Source organism: Thermosynechococcus sp. JY1331 (assembly GCF_031583475.1).
GTDB lineage: Bacteria > Cyanobacteriota > Cyanobacteriia > Thermosynechococcales > Thermosynechococcaceae > Thermosynechococcus.
In genome coordinates this window covers 1,515,138-1,534,497 of the sequence record NZ_CP134180.1, presented here as the reverse complement: position 1 = coordinate 1,534,497, position 19,360 = coordinate 1,515,138, and the positions used below count along the sequence as shown (strand labels likewise).

Below are 19,360 nucleotides of genomic sequence, written 5' to 3'. Positions count from 1 at the left end.
TCAGCTTACGCCCAAGCACCGTCGCTGAAAATCCTCCCAAGGAATTCCGCGCTCCAAATACACCGGCGCACTAGGCGTGTAGGGACTACGCAGCCGATCCACCGCCACAATCACCGCCTCCTGCGGCAAAAGGGGAACATCTGCATCCACCACCGTTGCTCCCGTCAACGACGACGACACCCCCTTAAAGATCAGCACCACCTCCTCTTGCTCCCCCACCTGTGCCTCCACCAGCAACACCTCCTGCGGATGGGCACGACTATAGGCCTCCAGCAGCGCCAACGCTGACATGCTCACCCTCCTGAAACGAAAATCTGAAAAATTTTTTAGCCCCAAAAGCCGCTTATAGAGAGCGTTTCAGCCAAATCCAGAAAAAAATCCGAAAAAAATCTCGAAAAAGGGGTTGACACGCCTATGTAGGCTTGTTAGATTGATAAAGCACTCGATGAGGCGCGCAGCCGAAACGAGTCCTGAACCTAGACAAATCAACGTTTGAAAGCCAAAGCGTTAACCCTCGTCAAGGTACTCAAGTAAGTACATTTTCGATGTAGGTTACACCTACTAGAGTAAAAAGTCAAATTCTCTTTCTTCAAAATGGAGAGTTTGATCCTGGCTCAGGATGAACGCTGGCGGTCTGCTTAACACATGCAAGTCGAACGAGCACTTCGGTGCTAGTGGCGGACGGGTGAGTAACACGTGAGAATCTACCCTCAGGAGGGGGATAACGGCTGGAAACGGCCGCTAATACCCCATATGCCGCAAGGTGAAATCTTTTTTGGCCTGAGGATGAGCTCGCGGTGGATTAGCTAGTTGGTGGGGTAATGGCCTACCAAGGCGACGATCCATAGCTGGTCTGAGAGGATGATCAGCCACACTGGGACTGAGACACGGCCCAGACTCCTACGGGAGGCAGCAGTGGGGAATTTTCCGCAATGGGCGAAAGCCTGACGGAGCAAGACCGCGTGAGGGATGAAGGCCTTTGGGTTGTAAACCTCTTTTCTCAGGGAAGAACACAATGACGGTACCTGAGGAATAAGCCTCGGCTAACTCCGTGCCAGCAGCCGCGGTAAGACGGAGGAGGCAAGCGTTATCCGGAATTATTGGGCGTAAAGCGTCCGCAGGTGGCTTTCCAAGTCTGCCGTCAAAGCCCGAGGCTTAACCTCGGATCGGCGGTGGAAACTGGATCGCTAGAGTGCGTCAGGGGTAGGGGGAATTCCCGGTGTAGCGGTGAAATGCGTAGATATCGGGAAGAACACCAGTGACGAAAGTGCCCTACTGGGACGTTACTGACACTCATGGACGAAAGCTAGGGGAGCGAAAGGGATTAGATACCCCTGTAGTCCTAGCCGTAAACGATGGACACTAGGTGTTGCTGGTATCCACTCCAGCAGTGCCGTAGCCAACGCGTTAAGTGTCCCGCCTGGGGAGTACGCACGCAAGTGTGAAACTCAAAGGAATTGACGGGGGCCCGCACAAGCGGTGGAGTATGTGGTTTAATTCGATGCAACGCGAAGAACCTTACCAGGGCTTGACATGTCGCGAATCCTGCGGAAACGTGGGAGTGCCTTCGGGAACGCGAACACAGGTGGTGCATGGCTGTCGTCAGCTCGTGTCGTGAGATGTTGGGTTAAGTCCCGCAACGAGCGCAACCCTCGTCCTTAGTTGCCAGCATTCAGTTGGGCACTCTAGGGAGACCGCCGGTGACAAACCGGAGGAAGGTGGGGATGACGTCAAGTCATCATGCCCCTTACGTCCTGGGCTACACACGTACTACAATGCTGTGGACAGAGAGTTGCCAACCCGCGAGGGCGAGCTAATCTCTTAAACCACGGCTCAGTTCAGATTGCAGGCTGCAACTCGCCTGCATGAAGGCGGAATCGCTAGTAATCGCAGGTCAGCATACTGCGGTGAATACGTTCCCGGGCCTTGTACACACCGCCCGTCACACCATGGGAGTTGGCCACGCCCGAAGTCGTTACTCTAACCCGCAAGGGAGGGGGACGCCTAAGGCAGGGCTGATGACTGGGGTGAAGTCGTAACAAGGTAGCCGTACCGGAAGGTGTGGCTGGATCACCTCCTTTTAAGGAGACCCAATCTGTTCAGGTCGCAACGTCACCTTCTTAGAACAGATTCAATGCGGTCTAAGCACGAGGTTGACCTTGGCTTTCAAACCCTGCTAGGTTAAGCAGACAGGCATGGGCTATTAGCTCAGGTGGTTAGAGCGCACCCCTGATAAGGGTGAGGTCCCTGGTTCGAGTCCAGGATGGCCCATATCACATGCCTGGGGGTATAGCTCAGTTGGTAGAGCACCTGCTTTGCACGCAGGGGGTCAGCGGTTCGAGTCCGCTTACCTCCACGTCATTCCATCAAAGGTTGACGTGTCTGCACATCAAACTTCAGCGACAGAACCTTGAAAACTGAATAGCGATTAGTCAGGTAGTTATCTTGGATAGGACAACCACTTGTTCTATCTAGAAACACAGACACCAATGTTGACTGTGGTCAAGCTACAAAGAGCCTACGGTGGATACCTAGGCACACAGAGGCGATGAAGGACGTGGATACCGACGATACGCTTCGGGGAGCTGGAAACAAGCTTTGATCCGGAGATTTCCGAATGGGGTAACCCAGTGACTCTAACGCCAATCCATAACGTTAGAGGGCGAACCTGGCGAACTGAAACATCTTAGTAGCCAGAGGAAAAGAAAGAAAACTCGATTCCCTTAGTAGCGGCGAGCGAAAGGGGAACAGCCTAAACCAACGGGCTTGCCTGTTGGGGTCGTGGGACAGCAACGTGGAATTGAGCGGCTAGACGAAGTAGTGGAATGCTACACCAGAGAAGGTGAAAGTCCTGTAGTCAAAAGCTTAACAATCCTAGCTGTATCCCGAGTAGTCCGGAGCACGTGGAATTCCGGATGAATCTGCGAGGACCACCTCGTAAGGCTAAATACTCCTGTGTGACCGATAGCGTATAGTACCGCGAGGGAAAGGTGAAAAGAACCCCGGAAGGGGAGTGAAATAGAACATGAAACCGTAGGCTTACAAGCAGTCGAAGCTCGATTTAACGAGTGACGGCGTGCCTGTTGAAGAATGAGCCGGCGACTTATAGGTACTGGCAGGTTAAGGCAAGAATGCCGAAGCCATAGCGAAAGCGAGTCTGAATAGGGCGTTTGTCAGTATTTATAGACCCGAACCCGGGTGATCTAACCATGGCCAGAATGAAGCTTGGGTAACACCAAGTGAAGGTTCGCACCGACCGATGTTGAAAAATCGGCGGATGAGCTGTGGTTAGGGGTGAAATGCCAATCGAACCCGGAGCTAGCTGGTTCTCCCCGAAATATGTTGAGGCATAGCGGTTGTGATTATAGCAGGGGGGTAAAGCACTGATTCGGTGCGGGCTGCGAGAGCGGTACCAAATCGAGTCAAACTCTGAATACCCTGTGTACACACAGCCAGTCAGACGGTGGGGGATAAGCTTCATCGTCGAGAGGGAAACAGCCCAGACCACCAGCTAAGGTCCCTAAATCATCACTAAGTGGCAAAGGAGGTGGGGATGCTCAGACAACCAGGAGGTTTGCCTAGAAGCAGCCATCCTTAAAAGAGTGCGTAATAGCTCACTGGTCAAGCGTTCCTGCGCCGAAAATGAACGGGACTAAGTGATGTACCGAAGCTGTGGACTTACTACGTAAGTGGTAGGGGAGCGTTCTGCATTAGTTTGAAGCACTAGCGTAAGCAGGTGTGGACGAGGCAGAAGTGAGAATGTCGGCTTGAGTAGCGAAAACATTGGTGAGAATCCAATGCCCCGAAACCCCAAGGGTTCCTTCGGAAGGCTCGTCCGCGAAGGGTTAGTCGGGACCTAAGGCGAGGCCGAAAGGCGTAGTCGATGGACAACTGGTCAATATTCCAGTACTCATCTTGGTTTGTGCAGAGGGACGGAGAAGGCTAGATCAGCCGGATGTTGGTTACCGGTTCAACTGTCCGAGGTGTTGAGGAGCGGCGAAAACGCTCTGAGCTGAGGCAGGAGTACGACCCACTACGGTGGGGAAGTGATTGATGTCATGCTTCCAAGAAAAGCTCTAAGCACGTTAAGCCAAGATACCCGTACCCGAAACCGACACAGGTGGGGGGGTAGAGTATACCAAGGGGCGCGAGATAACTCTCTCTAAGGAACTCGGCAAAATGGCCCCGTAACTTCGGGAGAAGGGGTGCCACCGAGAGGTGGTCGCAGTGAAGAGGCCCAGGCGACTGTTTACCAAAAACACAGGTCTCCGCTAAGTCGTAAGACGATGTATGGGGGCTGACGCCTGCCCAGTGCCGGAAGGTTAAGGAAGCTGGTCAGCGCAAGCGAAGCTGGCGACCGAAGCCCCGGTGAACGGCGGCCGTAACTATGACCTAGTTGTAGTTACGTAAATAAATCTGGCTATATGCTGGAACATCCGGTGTATCTGCTGCTACTCGCTCCTAAGATAAAAGAGCAGTGACAATGCATGCAGTGCGGACAATCAGCAGGAAAGGTGCCAATGACTGCCAATATCAAGCAAGTGCCTCCACAGATAGGTTACTACCTAGCAGGTTTTGCTGATGGCGAAGGAAGCTTCAACGTTTCTTTTCGCCCGCGTCCTGACTATTTTGTACCTTGGAAGGTTACTGCTAGCTTCAATGTTTCCCAAAAAGACCGTGTCATCCTTGCTTTGTACAAAAAGCATTTGGGTTGTGGAACACTTCGTGAGCGTCCTGATGGGGTATGGTACTACGAAGTTACCAATCTAAGTGCTATAGCTGAAAACGTCATACCTTTTTTTAATCGGTTTGGCTTTCTTTCAGCTAAGAAAAAGCGGGATTTTTCCAAATTTAAGCAAATTGTAGCTCTGATGCTGCAAGGTGCTCATCTAACGGAAGACGGTATCAAAAAAATTCTCAAAATTCGTCAATCGATGAATGACGGTGGGAAACGGCGATACACAGATGATCAAATCTTGGCAACCATTGGTAAATCCTCAGAGACTATATGCCAGACACCGTAAATTACAGGTGATGATATAGTCCGATCTTCATGGCGACATGAAGGATCAGAGTAAATTTAAGTGATGCTCTGGTCGCACTCAACAATTATGTACAACATGCTTGAGAGTTGAGTGAAACATAAATGAACGGTCCTAAGGTTAACGAACGCTAGCCTTAGTAAAACTGAACCATATGCGGGAAAATCCTCTGACAGCTTTTCACTACTCGTTCAGCGAGGCACTTAACTCGAAAGAGTTTGAAAACTAAGGTGCTGCGGTGCTGTTCAGTCAAAACGTGAAAGACATGGGGATAATCCGCAGGAAAGACCTAGAAGTTTCTAGGAATCCTCAGAGACTTGATGTTCAGGTGCGACACATGAATTTAGATGCCCAGTGGATTGTTGGTTTCGTTGATGGCGAGGGATGCTTTCATGTGAGGATCAATCCTCACTCCGATATGGCAACAGGTTTTCAGGTGCTTCCTGAGTTTACTGTTGTTCAACATCGACGAGACGTAAAAATTCTCTATGCGCTCAAGGCTTATTTCGATTGTGGCATGGTTCGTGTGAATCATGGCGATCGCATGGCCTATCGAGTCCGAAGCATAGAGCATCTAGCTGACCGTATTTGTCCCTTTTTTCTTAAGCATCCTCTGAAAACAAGTAAGAACATTGACTTCTTGAAGTTCAGAGATGCAGTTCTCCTGTGTCAAGCAGGTGTCCATTTGACAAATGACGGTCTAGAAAAAATCCAAAAACTGGCGTCTCAAGTGAATCGTAGTTGCACAAGGTAAAGTCCAGCTTTATCGGAAACGGTAGAGAACAACTGAGCGAAATTCCTTGTCGGGTAAGTTCCGACCCGCACGAAAGGCGTAACGATCTGGGCGCTGTCTCGGAGAGAGGCTCGGCGAAATAGAAGTGTCTGTGAAGATGCGGACTACCTGCACCCGGACAGAAAGACCCTATGAAGCTTTACTGTAGCCTGGAATTGGGTTCGGGCTTTGCTTGCGCAGGATAGGTGGGAGACGTTGAAGTATCCCTTGCGGGGGATATGGAGTCGCCAGTGAGATACCACTCTGGCAAGGCTAGAATTCTAACCTTCTGCTGTTAGCCAGCGAAGGAACAGTTTCAGGTGGGCAGTTTGACTGGGGCGGTCGCCTCCTAAATGGTAACGGAGGCGCGCAAAGGTTCCCTCAGGCTGGTCGGAAATCAGCCGTAGAGTGCAAAGGCATAAGGGAGCTTGACTGCAAGACCTACAAGTCGAGCAGAGACGAAAGTCGGCCTTAGTGATCCGACGGTTCCGCGTGGAAGGGCCGTCGCTCAACGGATAAAAGTTACTCTAGGGATAACAGGCTGATCTCCCCCAAGAGTTCACATCGACGGGGAGGTTTGGCACCTCGATGTCGGCTCATCGCAACCTGGGGCGGTAGTACGTCCCAAGGGTTGGGCTGTTCGCCCATTAAAGCGGTACGTGAGCTGGGTTCAGAACGTAAATCATTGCGTCACTTCACAGTAATGTGGAGCAGCAAACCGACTAAAATCGGTAGAATCTTGATCAGTGACGAACGGCTGATTAAGACAATACCGAGGGTAAGCAAGAGTCTCGTGACAGACGATTTAACGCTGAGTTACATTGCTGGTTTTTTGGATGGTGATGGTTGCATCAATCTTCAACTAGTACGACGTAAGGATTACATCCTTGGTTATCAAATTCGTGCTAGCATCACCTTCTTTCAGTCTTCTTCGCATCGTTCCTTCTTGGAGTGGTTAAAGTCTATTTTCCAAGCAGGGTTTGTGAGAGACCGAAAGGATGGCTTAAGCGAGTATGCAATTGTTGATGCGCCATCTGTCTTAGAAGTGCTGCTAACTCTTCGCAGCTACCTTAAACTCAAGAAGCCACAATGTGATTTAGCAATTACTGTTCTACAGGAAGTTGTTCAATCAAGGCGATTAACGCCAGAACAATTCCTAAAACTTGCTCAGCAGGTGGATCAATTTGGTGAGCTGAATGCTTCCAAAAAGCGTTCGATTCGCTCTGATCAAGTAGAACAGTTCTTGAGATCACGACAACTCTTGATCCCGTAGAGACTGAAGCCTAGGCTTGAGTTAGCCATCAAGCGTAAGCTGAGATGCTCTGAGGTTGTCAGAGACATCAAATGTCGGCTCCTGATTCGTTAATGGCGAGAGTCAGGATGAAGATATAGTCCATGCTCGTAGTGATACGAGAACAACATGCGTGAGACAGTTCGGTCCATATCCGGTGCAGGCGTAGGAGCATTGAGAGGAGTCCTCCTTAGTACGAGAGGACCGGGAGGAACGCACCTCTGGTGTACCTGTTATCGTGCCAACGGTAAACGCAGGGTAGCCATGTGCGGAGTGGATAACCGCTGAAAGCATCTAAGTGGGAAGCCCACCTCAAGATGAGTGCTCCCATGGCGTAAGCCAGTAAGGTCACGGGTAGAACACCCGTTAATAGGCTCTCGATGGAAGTCCAGTAATGGATGAAGTCTAGGAGTACTAATAGACCGAGGGCTTGACCTCATCAATCAACAGGTGTCTGATTCGATTAACTATACTGACAATCGCTATTTAGTTGAAAGGGTATTTACGCTGAACTTATCTAGCAGTTCTCTAGTCTAGGTTCTCAATTCAAGAAAAATTCATGTTTCGCCTAGTGCCTATGGCGCGGTGGAACCACGCTGATCCATCCCGAACTCAGAGGTGAAACGCCGCAGCGGTGAAGATAGTTGGAGGGTCGCCTCCTGCAAAAATAGCTCGGTGCTAGGCAAAATATTCAAACCACCCCATCTAGGTTGTCTAGGTGGGGTCTTGATTTTTAAGAAATGTTTAAGGGATGATCGGTTTTGGATAGAGGAGTGACATCGATGGGTAGTTCGGTCTATATTGCATCAAATATCGCTCTCCTCAAAAGGTTTTTAGGGTCATGCCTCAATTCATGCGTTTGATGGGTCTTCAGCACTGGGTGCTGGTGGGTTCCTCGGTGGTGGCAGCGGTGCTGGCGGCGGCGTTACCTAGTGATGGGCGAATGCAGGATAGCCCTAAAGCGTTGGTGGATGAGGTATGGCAAATTGTGCAGCAGGAATATGTGGATGAGTCGTTTAATCAGGTGGATTGGCTGGCGGTACGGCGGCAACTTTTGGCACAGCGCTATACGTCGCGGGAGCAGGCCTATGCAGCTATTCGGGGAATGTTGCAGCAGTTGAATGACCCCTATACGCGCTTCATGACTCCAGAGGAGTTTGCAGCCTTGCGCACGCAAACGTCGGGGGAAGTTTCAGGGATTGGTATTCGCTTGACGGTGGATGAAAAGACACAACAGTTGACGATCTTGGAGCCACTGGAAAATTCACCTGCAACTAAGGCGGGAATTCGGGCGGGCGATCGCCTGCTGGCCATTGATGGTCACTCTACTCGGCGGATGTCGATTGAGGAGGCATCGCGGCGGATTCGGGGGCGAGTGGGGACTCCCATTGAACTTCAGTTGTTTCGCCCTAATCGCGGTACCTTTCGCCTGACGCTGACACGGGCATTGATTGAACTCCCTGCGGTGCGATCGCTGGTGAAAGAGGAAGGTGGTGCCCGCATTGGCTATATCTATCTGAGTGAATTTACTGCCCATGCAGCGGATCAGTTGCGCGCGGCGATTCGCAAGCTAGAAGCGGAGAAGGTGGAGGGGTTTGTTTTGGATTTGCGGGGGAATCCAGGAGGACTATTGCAGGCAGGCATTGATATTGCCCGCATGTGGTTGAATCAAGGTTTGATTGTGCGTACGGTCGATCGCAGTGGCCACACTGAACAGGCACGAGCGAACCAATCGGCATTGACGAATTTGCCCCTCGTGGTTTTGGTGGATCACCGCTCTGCTAGCAGTAGTGAAATTCTCACAGGGGCATTGCAGGATAACGGTCGTGCGATTGTGGTGGGCACGCCAACCTACGGTAAGGCCTTGGTACAATCCATTCATCAATTGAGTGATGGTTCAGGATTGTCGGTGACGGTTGCCCATTACTACACGCCCAATGGCACAGATATTAACCGCACAGGGATTACGCCGAATGTAATGGTGACGCTGCCGCAAGAGGTGAGTACCAATCCCCGTTTGTGGACGACAGCAGCCGATCGCTTGTACCAAGCAGGGGTGGCTCAATTGCGCCAAGTCATTTATCGCAGTCAAGCGCCTAAGCCCGTGAATACGGCGCAAACAGGGGAGCAGGAGCAGTTTCGCCAACCCCTTGGTGTCCCTTGTCCGGTGCAGTGATGGTTGCTTCAGAGATTGATCAGGAATACCCCGCTGAGATTCAATTGGCCTTTCATGCCCTTGGGGAGCCGTTGCGGTTGAAGGTGATTGAGATTCTGCATCGGGAGGAGCTGTGTGTCTGTGATCTGTGCGATCGCCTGCACCTGACCCCCTCAAAACTCTCGTTTCATCTGCGGGCACTGCGGCAAGCCAATCTCGTGCTGTCGCGTCAAGAAGGGCGGTGGGTCTATTACCGCCTCAATCGTCCCCAATTTGAAGTCCTAATGGCCTATTTGCAGCAGTTTACGGTGGGGGAAACGGTGCTGGCTCGCATCTGTTCTTAAAAATCAATGCCGCGCTTGAGATCAACGCCTTTCTCAGCATAGTGCTTGTGGCAGATCATCTCCGAGTGGACGCTGGCGAGTTCAAAGTAGGCGGGGGGATATTTGCAGCGACCGGTAATAATGATTTCCGTGGTGCGCGGCTTGCGCAGGAGCGTTTGCACAATCGGTTCGACGGGGAGAAGCTCGAGGTCAACGGTGGGGTTGAGTTCATCGAGAATAATGGTCTTGTAAAGGCCAGAGGCAATGGCGGCTCGAGCAATTTCCCAGCCGCGTTCGGCTTCGATGTAGTCAATTTCCTGCTGCTGACCGCGCCAGACAATGGCATCCCGACCACAGCGGTGATGATCCACTAAATGGGGATAGCTCTCTTTGAGGGCAGCGATCGCGGCATCTTCGGTGTAGCCTTGCCCCCCCTTGAGCCACTGGAGAATGAGCACACGGTGGGATTGATCGCGGCTAATTCCTTTGCCGATCGCCTGAAGGGCTTTACCGAGGGCACTGGTGGACTTGCCTTTGCCGTCACCCGTATAGATTTCAATGCCTTCAATGCCCTGTTCTTGAGCCGTAGGATGCACAAGGGGACGCATCTCGGAGTGGAGGTCAGCAATTTGCAGGAGTTGGGCAGGAGCCCCCCGGCCAGTGGCAATAATTTCTAGGTGTTCGGGCTTGTGGCGGAGGGTGTTGACAACTTCATCAACGGGCAAAAGGCCTAAATCTAGGACGGGGTTGAGTTCATCTAAAACAATGACGGAATAGAGACCAGAGGCGATCGCTCCCTTGGCAATATCCCAACCCCGCTGGGCTTCTTGGCGATCAAATTTGGTAATTTCTTCGGCGGTAAAGTATTCTGCGCGCCCCGTCCGCACTTGATCGATTAAATGGGGAAACCCGCGCTGCAGCGCTTCAATGGCGGCATCTTCGGCATAGGCACGGCCGGGTCCTTTGAGAAAGCGCAACAAGAGTACCCGAGTGGGCCAGGCAGAGGCAATACCCAGACCAATGGAGCGCAGAACAACCCCGAGGGCAGCTTGGGATTTGCCCTTACCGGCACCGTCATAGACGTGGAGTTGACCGCTCACCCGTCCGGGGCGAATCTGAGCGGTTTGAATGCCAATACCTGCACGGGTCATAGGGGTGTGAATCAAAGAACCTAGAGGGATTGTATCAAGGGCGGGGTGGGGTTTTGAGAACAACCGCTTCAACCGTTAGATCTGTGGTAGTGGTGGCGGTAATCGCCCAACGCAGGGGCTGACCATGGGCTTGCAGGGTCTGTTCGATGGCCTCATGGAAAGGCGGGGAGAGGGTATGTCGGGGTAGGGTCAGACGGATAAATTCCGTTTGCATAGGTTTTGCTTGATGGGTTAAACACCAATGACAACGACGGTGACATTGTCACGGCCACCGTGGGTTTTAGCTGCATTGACAAGGGCGGTTGCTGCTTTTTCGACATTGGGTTCACTGAGGTAGATACTGATCACCTCGTCGGTGAGTTCTTCAGTTAAGCCGTCACTGCACAGCAGTAGGCGATCGCCCGGCTCTAGATCAATGGGTTGAATATCAATTTGGGTGAGGTCTTCGCGGCCTAGGCACTGGGAGAGGACATGGCGCCACGGATGCTGCCGCGCCTGCTCAATGGTCAAGCTACCCAGTTGTACGGCTTGGGCAATCCAAGTGTGATCGCTGGTAATTTGCTGGAGTTGGTCTTTGCGCCAGCGGTAGATGCGGGAGTCGCCCACATGGGCGCACCAAGCGCGATCGCCCTTTTCGTCAACGAGAACCACCACAGCCGTTGTCCCCATATCAGCACGGGCAGTATTTTGGCGTTGCTGCTCAACAATGGCCTGATTGGCAGCGAGAAAGGCTTGGCGGAGTAGGGTCACAGGGTCATGCTGCAGGTCTTCAAGGTGGGTTTCCAAGAATGCCTGAATATGTTCGACAGCTAAACGACTGGCTTCCTCGCCCCCAGCGTGCCCACCCATGCCATCGGCCACAATAAAAAAACGCTGATGCTTTTCGTCAACATAAAAAGCATCCTGATTGCTTTTGCGAATCAGACCACAATCAGTTAAGCCGGCAACGTCCATGACCCCCCTATGTTGGGCTGCTTGTTAAAACATTTTTTCATACTTATCGAGTTTAAGCATTAGTCGCCAATAGAGGATACCAAACCATACCGCTAATGCGGCTGCCACACCCGCCAAGAGGAGATACTGGTTCACGAGTAAAATTGTCGCCACTAAGGAAAAACTGCCAATAAGGACGACATAATTTAGCCCTAAGTTAATGTTACTCAGGCGCCGCAGAATGCGATCGCTCTCACTGGAACGGACGCGCAAGCGCAAATCACCATTTTCCAGTTTATCGAGCACCTCTTCAAGGCGACGGGGCAAGCCAATGGCACTGCTGCCCACTTGAGCCGCTTGACGACTCAGTTCAGAGAAAAGACTGCCATTACTGGGATCGGGGAAGTTTCCGTTGGTCATAAGTTCGGTCGCAAATGGTTGGGCAACTTGCATGAAGTTAAAGTCTTTGTCGAGTCCTTTGCCTACCCCCTCTAGGGTGGAAAACGCCCGCATCACAAAGGTAAAGGTGGCGGGAAACCGGAAGGGTTGGTCATAGGCAATTTCGTAGAGGTCATCGCTAATTTGAGCCACCGATTGGGCTTCAAAGGACTGGTTCATAAAATTGTCGAGGAGATACTGAATCGAGCGACGTACCGGCCCTAGATCGCCTGTGGGAACCAACGCTCCTAGCTCTACAAGGCACTGTACCACCTGTTCGGCATCCCGTTGGGCAATGCTTAAAAATGTTTTCAGCAATTTATCGCGAGTCACAGGTTGAATGCGCCCCATCATGCCAAAGTCGTAGAAAATCAGTTGGCCGTTGGGGCTGACGGCAATGTTGCCTGGATGGGGGTCAGCGTGGAAAAAGCCGTCATTAAGAACTTGATAGAGGTAGGCCTTGGCACCGAGTTCAGCAAGGCGTTTGCGGTCTAGACCCGCGGCTTCAAGGGCTTCGTAGTGGCTAATTTTAATCCCCGGTAGGTACTCAAGGGTGAGCACACGCCGTGAGGTGTAGCGCCAATAGACGCGAGGAACACAGGCCCAGTCGCGATCGCGAAAGTTGCGGCGGAAGGTGTCGGCATTGCGTCCCTCATTGAGGTAGTCAATTTCTTCGTAGAGAATGCGACAACACTCATCGTAGATGCCCATCCAGTCGCGCCCTTGCCCCCATTTGGGGTGGTTTTGAAAGTATTGGGCAATGCCTTTGAGAATCGCTAGATCAATGTCAAACAACTGCCGCAGGCCGGGGCGTTGGACTTTGACCACCACTTCTTCGCCTGAGAGCAGTTGCGCTTTGTGGACTTGACCCAGACTGGCGGCAGCCATGGGGATGGGATCAAAACTGCGAAACAGTTCAGGGATATGGCGGCCAAAGTCTTCGTAGATGATTTTTTCGACTAGCTCGTAACTAAAGGCGGGGACGCGATCTTGGAGCTTGCTCAGTTCTTCGACGTATTCGCTGGGGAAGAGATCGGCACGGGTGGAAAAGAGTTGCCCCAGTTTAATGAAGGTGGGGCCAAGGTCAAGGAAGGTTTCGCGAATCCAAATCGCTTGGGCACGGCGTCGCGCCGCACGCTTAGCATCGGTCATACCGCCCCAGTAGCTCCAAGATTTGGTGAGGAGCCAACGGCCAAAGAGAAATCGCCAGACAAAAAACCAAATATCAAAGAAGCGCCGCGTTTTTGAGTAACGCTCGCGATTCCAACGGTAGGATTTGCCGGTGGGCGTCAAACTGGCCGAAACTGGTGTGGACACACGCTTTTCCCTAGTGGGTGATCTCAACAAATTGTAACGAATCCCTAACGATACCAAAGAATAATAGGCTACAGGGCATAGCGATCGCGCCCCATGCCGAGGGCAAAACGCAGGGAATCGGGCAGGCTTTTGCTACTAGCGGTTAAAAAGAAGGTTAGCCCCAAGAGGCTAAAGACCGCCGCCATGCGAAAGATGAGGCGATAACCCAAAGGATCAATCAGCCCCCCCAGCACTGGCCCTGCCAAGGCCATCCCCAGATCAAAGCCCCCTAAACTGAGGCTGAGAACCCGTCCCCGCTCATCGGTGGTGGAGCGATCGGCCATCAGGGCAGCGACCATGGGAATCAGGACACCGCCGGCAAGACCTTCAAGAATCGCCGCCCAGAGGATATCCAAGGGGGTTTGGGCTTGAGCGAGGAGCACCATTGAGACCCCATAGCAGGCAAGGCTGGCGGAGATAAAAATGCCCCTTCCCCAGCGATCGGAGGCAGAACCCGTGGCCACACGACCGATAAAGCTGGCGATCGCCGCCACGGAGTAAAACAGCCCTGCGGAAATGTCGAGCCGCTCAGCCGCAATAAACAGGGGAATAAAGGTGGCGATCGTGCCAAAGGTCAGCCCTACACTCAGCATCACCAAGCTGGGAATCCGCAGCCGTTCTGAAAGCAAGAGCCGCCAAAAGAGGGCTTTCTCTGGGCGAGACCCTCCAGAGTCCTGTGGGATATTCACCGCCCGCACGCCTGCGGCAGCCATGAACCCAAGGGCAGCTAAGCTACTGGCAACCATGAAGACCGAGCTATGACTGTAGTTCATTTGCAGCCAACTGCCGAGACTCGGTCCGAGGGCAACCCCAATGGGATGGACAAGGCTGGTGTAGCCAATGATTTCACCGCGATGTTGGGGTGGGGCAATATCCGTCACCAGTGCCATGTAGCCGGTGGTAAAGCCAGCGATGCTCACGCCATGGAGAAGGCGCACCGCAACAAGGAGGGGTAGGTTGTGGCTGACGATATAAAACAGGGGAGCGATCGCGGCCACCGCGAGGCCAATCAGCAGTGTAATTTTGCGTCCCCGGCGATCGGCCAGAGGCCCTAACCACGAACGGGAAGCAATCAGCCCCACAGCAAAGGCACCCATGACAAACCCCACCTGATGGGGCGTGCCCCCCTTCTCAGCAATGTAGAGGGGTAACGTGGGCAACATTGCCGCAATGCTGGACCAAAACAACAGACCAGCCAGTACGAGCCTGAGTAGCGTTTGGCGCACGGATGGGGGTAGCTTCAACAGGAGAACCACGGATCCCCCTTGTTAACAAAACGTTACATTTTCTATTCTAGCCAAGGAATTAAAAGGGTAGCTCGCCCTGATCAATTTCGGGGGTAGTTGGTGTGCCATTCATTTGGCTTTTGCGTAGTCCCACGGCAATTTTGCTGTGCTTCTCAATTTGGCGCATCACTTCACGGGCACGTTGAATCACGATAGGGGGCAATCCGGCAAGGCGTCCCGCTTCAATGCCGTAGGAGCGATCGGCACCGCCGGGCTTGACTTGGTGGAGAAAAATAATCTCGTCGGGGAGTTCTTTGACCACCACTTGGTAGTTGGCCACATTGGGCAGTAGCGTTGCCAGTTGATTCAGTTCGTGGTAATGGGTGGCAAAAATGGTGCGGGATTTGAGGGTGGTGGCTAGGTATTCTGCCACTGACCAAGCGATCGCCAGCCCATCAAAGGTGGCCGTGCCGCGCCCAATTTCATCAAGGAGAACCAGGGAGCGATCGCCCGCATGGTTGAGGATATTGGCAGTTTCATTCATCTCCACCATAAAGGTGGATTGACCTGTTGCCAGATCGTCAACGGCACCCACCCGCGTAAAAATGCGATCGCACACTCCCAAAGTAGCACTGGTGGCGGGCACATAACTGCCCATCTGCGCCAGCAGTTGAATCAAACCCACCTGCCGTAGATAACAACTTTTGCCACTGGCATTGGGGCCTGTCAGCACCATCAGATCAGCACCAGTACCGAGTTCCGTATCATTGGGAACAAAAAACCCCGCTGGTAGCATCTGCTCCACGACCGGATGGCGCCCGCCGCGAATTTGAAGCTGGCGATCGCGGGTCATGTGCGGTCGGCAATAGCCCTGATACAGCGCCACCTCTGCTAACCCCAAAAGCACATCTACCGCTGCCACCGCTGCCGCAATCTCACGAATCGTTGAGGCCTGAGCGGCCACCTGCTCTCGCAACTGCACAAAATACTGGTACTCCAGTTCAAACAGATGGCTTTGAGCCGCCAATAGCCGTGCTTCCCGCTCCTTGAGTTCCGCCGTGATAAAGCGTTCCTCATTTGTTAGGGTTTGTTTGCGGATATAGTCATCGGGGACTTGGTTCAGCTTGGCGCGGGAGACACTCAGATAGTAGCCAAAGACTTTTGTATAGCCCACTTTGAGCGTGGTAATGCCCGTGCGCTCCCGTTCTTGGGCTTCTAAATTAAGAATCCACTGCTGATCTTGCTCAATTTGCTGGCGTTGCTGATCTAGTTCGGGGTAGGCACCCGATCGCAGGAGACCCCCTTCGGTGAGACTAATGGGGGGCTGATCCACAAGGGCTGCGCTGAGGGTCTCTGCCAATTGCTCAATCACGGGGGGAAGTTGAGCTAGGGCTTGGAGATAGGGAGATTCAGTGTCGGCGACCACCGCTGCTAAGGACACCAACGTGCGGAAGGAGTCCCGTAGAGCTGCTAGATCTCGTGCATTGGCTGTCCCTGAGCCGGCGCGACCGGCTAAGCGTTCAAGGTCATAGATTTCCTGAAGATGGCGATGCAAGCTCTGGCGCAGGCTACTATTGGCCATTAATTCAGCAATAGCCTCTTGGCGCGCCGTGATGTGCTCAATATCAAGGAGGGGTTGCAGGAGCCAGCGGCGTAATAGACGCCCCCCCATGGCGGTTGTGGTGCGATCGATCGCCCACAGAAGTGAGCCTTGGAAGCTGCCATCGCGGACGGTTTGCGTCAGTTCTAGATTGCGGCGGGTTTGCGGGTCGAGAAAGAGATACTGGGCGAGGGAGTAGGTGCTGAGGTTTTGCAGGGGCACTGGTTGTTGGCGATGGGTTTCATCCAAGTAGGCCAAGAGGCCACCGGCCGCCCGCATGGCAAGGGGCAGATGCTCACAGCCAAAGCCTTCAAGGGATTTGACCTGAAAACGTTGACACAGGCGTTGGCGTGCTTCCGCTGCCTGAAAATCTTGGGGCGATCGCAGGGTGTAGCACCACTGGGGCGGCAATTCAGGGGGCAATTGATCCTGAGCTTCACCCGGGCGCAAAACGCGATTAATGTCCGGAGCCTGACTAGGCAGGAGAATCTCTGCGGGTTGTAAGCGGTTGAGTTCAGCAATTAACTCGGCGCGATCGCTGCTTTGGGTGGTACAAAACTCCCCCGTCGAAACATCGGCATAGGCCAATCCCCAATGGCTCCCAGAAAGCAGAACAGCAGCTAAAAAATTATTGCGGCGCGGTTGGAGCAGTTCTGTGTCCAACACCGTTCCTGGCGTAAACACTCGGGTTACTTCCCGCTTCACCAGTCCTTGAGCTTGGGCGGGGTCTTCCACTTGATCGCAGATGGCAATGGCGTAGCCCTTTTCAATAAGGGTGCGGCAATAGCGTTCAAGGGCATGGTGGGGAATGCCAGCCATGGCCACTCGGCCAACTTCTTTGCCCCCCTCTTTACCGGTGAGCACCAGTTCCAGCTCGCGGGCAACGGTGCAGGCGTCTTGAAAAAAGGTTTCGTAGAAATCGCCTACGCGGTAGAGCAGCAGCGCTTGGGGATAGGCATCTTTGAGTTCAGCATAGTGCTGCAGCATCGGCGTCAACAGCGATCGCTCCACCTCATCGTGGCGCACCTGTAGACCAGGGTTGCGTCCTAAGCGCAGGGCAGGGGACTCAGTCTCAGAATGGGGCCGCGGGCGATCGTCGGACATAGCAACGTCACAACTTCCTGTGGTGTGCTCCAAGGGGACTTTATATTATAGTTTTCCCTATCGTGGCGTAGAGCACCTAATACTCATCTCCCGTAGTCTCCATGAAGAGCCACTCTGCCAGTCCGGGACTATGTTCCCCAAGGATGGACATTGCCTCTTGAAAGCGGCTACGTTGCACATTGGCCTTGCTGATGCGTTCCGGATACGTAGTCATCAAGAGATAGGGTTGGCTTTCGCTGGATTGGACAAAGGTTTCCACACCAGTAACAAGGGGATGGATTTCAAAAAAATGGTGGAGCGTCATTGCTTGATTCAGCATTTTCGCTTCGACAAGACCCAAATAACGGGTGAGGGTATCCCAAATGGCCTCATCATCGCAGCGGAAGCTGACCTCGACAAAGTAGCGCATCCCCACCTCACACGCCTCTGTGGCTATCTTAACCGTTTGTATTGATCTTATTGTCAAGATGCTTGGGGTGACTGCTGGACAAGCGGCGGCTCTATCCCCTATTGGTCAATGACTCGCAGAATCACCAACGTCATATCATCGCTGCGCCGGCCACTGGCATTGGTAAAGGCATCAACGGCATCGAAGATGTAATCCAATAAGGCCTGAGCGCCTAAACCTTTGGCACAGCCCTCTTTGACAACCGCCGCTAGACGCTCTTCCTCAAAGCGTTTACCTTTCGGATTATCGGCTTCTGTGATGCCATCCGTGTAGTAAACCACGGTGTCGCTAGGTTGCAGGCGTACTTCTGCCTCTTGATATTGGCTGCGGGTATCCAGACCAATGAGCATGCCGTAGGTGTCTAGCCGATGGATAATCCCCGTTTCCGCCCGCCACAGCAGGGGGGGAAGGTGAGCCGCATTACTGTAAGCGAGGAGTCGCGTCTGGGGATTGTACTCCGAGTAAAAGAGGGTCACAAAGCGATGGGAGCTTTCTAAATCTGGTTGCATCGCTCGGTTGAGATGCTGCAAAATGCGGCTAGGACGGTGACCATTGAGCGCTTCTGCCCGCAGCATGCCGCGGGTCATGGTCATGATCAGTCCTGCGGGAACCCCTTTACCCATGACATCGCCAATGGCAATGCCCCAACGACCCTGTTCAATGTCTTGTTGATCGCCGAGGCCATAGGTAATGGGAATAAAGTCATAGTAGTCCCCCCCCACCCAACTGGCGGTGCGACACTCGGCGGCTAGCTCGAGGCCGTGGATTTTGGGGCAGCGGTGGGGCAAGAGTCGCCGTTGAATTTCTGCCCCAATTTCCAGTTCCCGATCCAACCGCTGGCGATCGCGCAACTTTAAGGCCAGTTCATCATTGGCAATGGCCACGGCTGTTTGATCCGCGATCACCTGCAACAGTTGCTGCCGTGTTTCATTCCACTCGTATTCGGGTTGCTGACTAAAAACGTAGAGCCGCCCCCGCTCCGTGAGTCCCGAATCCTTGACGAGAATCGCCGTGCCGTAGAACTGAATGCCTTGGGGGAGACGTTCTCGCAGTTGCTGATCCAAAAGTTGCTCAAGCCGAGGACGGCTGATCTCGCGATCGCTCCCCGCATCAATTGCAGCCATACCAACGCTATTGGCAAGGGTGCGGGTGGCCGTTTCTAGGGCGGCGCGAATATTGGGACACTGATCGCTGGCGTGACAATGGAGTTGTTCAAGACGAGCCTGACCATCGGCGCGAAATAAAACCAGGGCCGCGGCCTCCGCCTCCGTCACGCGGCAGGTAATCAGCGGGATCAGTTCAAAAAATTGATTCAGGTTGTTGAAACTCCGCAGCGCAAAGCTCAGGGAGGCCAATAGCTCCTGAATTTTACTATTTTCCCGCTGTAACCGCGACACCATTTCCTTGAGGGCGATCACAGGGCTAGAGGAGGTCGTAGAGGATGAGGGGAAGGCAGGTGACATGGTAAGTTACGCCAGCAAAAGCGTCAATTGACTCTACAGCGTAGCGCAAAAAACGTCA

General features: G+C 53.1%; 11 protein-coding genes, 2 tRNA genes and 3 rRNA genes. 7 read left to right on the top strand and 9 right to left on the bottom strand.

Annotated elements, in window-relative coordinates:
* Positions 1 to 291 carry a hypothetical protein gene (locus RHJ31_RS07385; protein WP_302676144.1) on the bottom strand — a complete coding sequence of 97 codons (291 nt, stop codon included), beginning with the start codon at positions 289 to 291 and terminating at the stop codon, positions 1 to 3.
* Between the two features lie 300 nt (positions 292 to 591).
* Between RHJ31_RS07385 and RHJ31_RS07380 the strand changes: the two genes are divergently transcribed.
* From RHJ31_RS07380 to RHJ31_RS07350, 7 genes are all read left to right on the top strand, one after another.
* Positions 592 to 2,081: ribosomal RNA gene (locus RHJ31_RS07380) — 16S ribosomal RNA — on the top strand.
* A gap of 116 nt (positions 2,082 to 2,197) precedes the next feature.
* Positions 2,198 to 2,271: transfer RNA gene (locus RHJ31_RS07375), tRNA-Ile, on the top strand.
* A gap of 12 nt (positions 2,272 to 2,283) precedes the next feature.
* Positions 2,284 to 2,356 (top strand) — tRNA-Ala (locus tag RHJ31_RS07370).
* Positions 2,357 to 2,500: 144 nt separating this feature from the next.
* Positions 2,501 to 7,543: ribosomal RNA gene (locus tag RHJ31_RS07365) — 23S ribosomal RNA — on the top strand.
* A 129-nt stretch (positions 7,544 to 7,672) separates the two neighbouring features.
* A 5S ribosomal RNA gene (gene rrf, locus RHJ31_RS07360) occupies positions 7,673 to 7,789 on the top strand.
* Together the 16S, 23S and 5S rRNA genes with 2 tRNA genes alongside form the textbook arrangement of a ribosomal RNA operon.
* Positions 7,790 to 7,946: 157 nt before the next feature.
* Positions 7,947 to 9,281, top strand: coding sequence for a S41 family peptidase (locus RHJ31_RS07355; RefSeq protein WP_302676143.1), 1,335 nt, complete (start codon positions 7,947 to 7,949; stop codon positions 9,279 to 9,281).
* On the top strand, positions 9,281 to 9,604 hold the full coding sequence (locus RHJ31_RS07350) for a helix-turn-helix transcriptional regulator (protein ID WP_206199831.1): 324 nt from the start codon (positions 9,281 to 9,283) through the stop codon (positions 9,602 to 9,604). The genes RHJ31_RS07355 and RHJ31_RS07350 overlap by 1 nt, the downstream gene beginning before the upstream one ends.
* Here RHJ31_RS07350 and RHJ31_RS07345 read toward each other — a convergent pair.
* The 8 genes from RHJ31_RS07345 to RHJ31_RS07310 form a co-directional block, all read right to left on the bottom strand.
* Positions 9,601 to 10,734 carry a cob(I)yrinic acid a,c-diamide adenosyltransferase gene (locus RHJ31_RS07345; RefSeq protein WP_302676142.1) on the bottom strand — a complete coding sequence of 378 codons (1,134 nt, stop codon included), beginning with the start codon at positions 10,732 to 10,734 and terminating at the stop codon, positions 9,601 to 9,603. The genes RHJ31_RS07350 and RHJ31_RS07345 overlap by 4 nt on opposite strands.
* Before the next feature lie 34 nt (positions 10,735 to 10,768).
* The gene (locus RHJ31_RS07340) at positions 10,769 to 10,948 is read right to left on the bottom strand and encodes a hypothetical protein (protein WP_206199829.1); all 180 of its coding nucleotides are present in this window, start codon (positions 10,946 to 10,948) and stop codon (positions 10,769 to 10,771) included.
* Positions 10,949 to 10,965: 17 nt separating this feature from the next.
* Entirely contained in the window at positions 10,966 to 11,688 is a 723-nt protein-coding gene (locus RHJ31_RS07335; RefSeq protein WP_302676141.1) for a Stp1/IreP family PP2C-type Ser/Thr phosphatase, read from the bottom strand.
* Positions 11,689 to 11,712: 24 nt separating this feature from the next.
* Complete coding sequence (locus RHJ31_RS07330) at positions 11,713 to 13,422, bottom strand: AarF/ABC1/UbiB kinase family protein (RefSeq protein ID WP_302676140.1); 1,710 nt, start codon at positions 13,420 to 13,422, stop codon at positions 11,713 to 11,715.
* A gap of 68 nt (positions 13,423 to 13,490) precedes the next feature.
* The gene (locus RHJ31_RS07325) at positions 13,491 to 14,717 is read right to left on the bottom strand and encodes an MFS transporter (protein WP_310445859.1); all 1,227 of its coding nucleotides are present in this window, start codon (positions 14,715 to 14,717) and stop codon (positions 13,491 to 13,493) included.
* A gap of 49 nt (positions 14,718 to 14,766) precedes the next feature.
* The gene (gene mutS / locus RHJ31_RS07320; RefSeq protein WP_302676138.1) at positions 14,767 to 17,391 is read right to left on the bottom strand and encodes a DNA mismatch repair protein MutS; all 2,625 of its coding nucleotides are present in this window, start codon (positions 17,389 to 17,391) and stop codon (positions 14,767 to 14,769) included.
* A 76-nt stretch (positions 17,392 to 17,467) separates the two neighbouring features.
* Entirely contained in the window at positions 17,468 to 17,800 is a 333-nt protein-coding gene (locus RHJ31_RS07315; RefSeq protein WP_206199824.1) for a hypothetical protein, read from the bottom strand.
* Positions 17,801 to 17,898: 98 nt separating this feature from the next.
* On the bottom strand, positions 17,899 to 19,302 hold the full coding sequence (locus RHJ31_RS07310; protein WP_302676137.1) for a PP2C family protein-serine/threonine phosphatase: 1,404 nt from the start codon (positions 19,300 to 19,302) through the stop codon (positions 17,899 to 17,901).
* Positions 19,303 to 19,360: the final 58 nt, after the last annotated feature.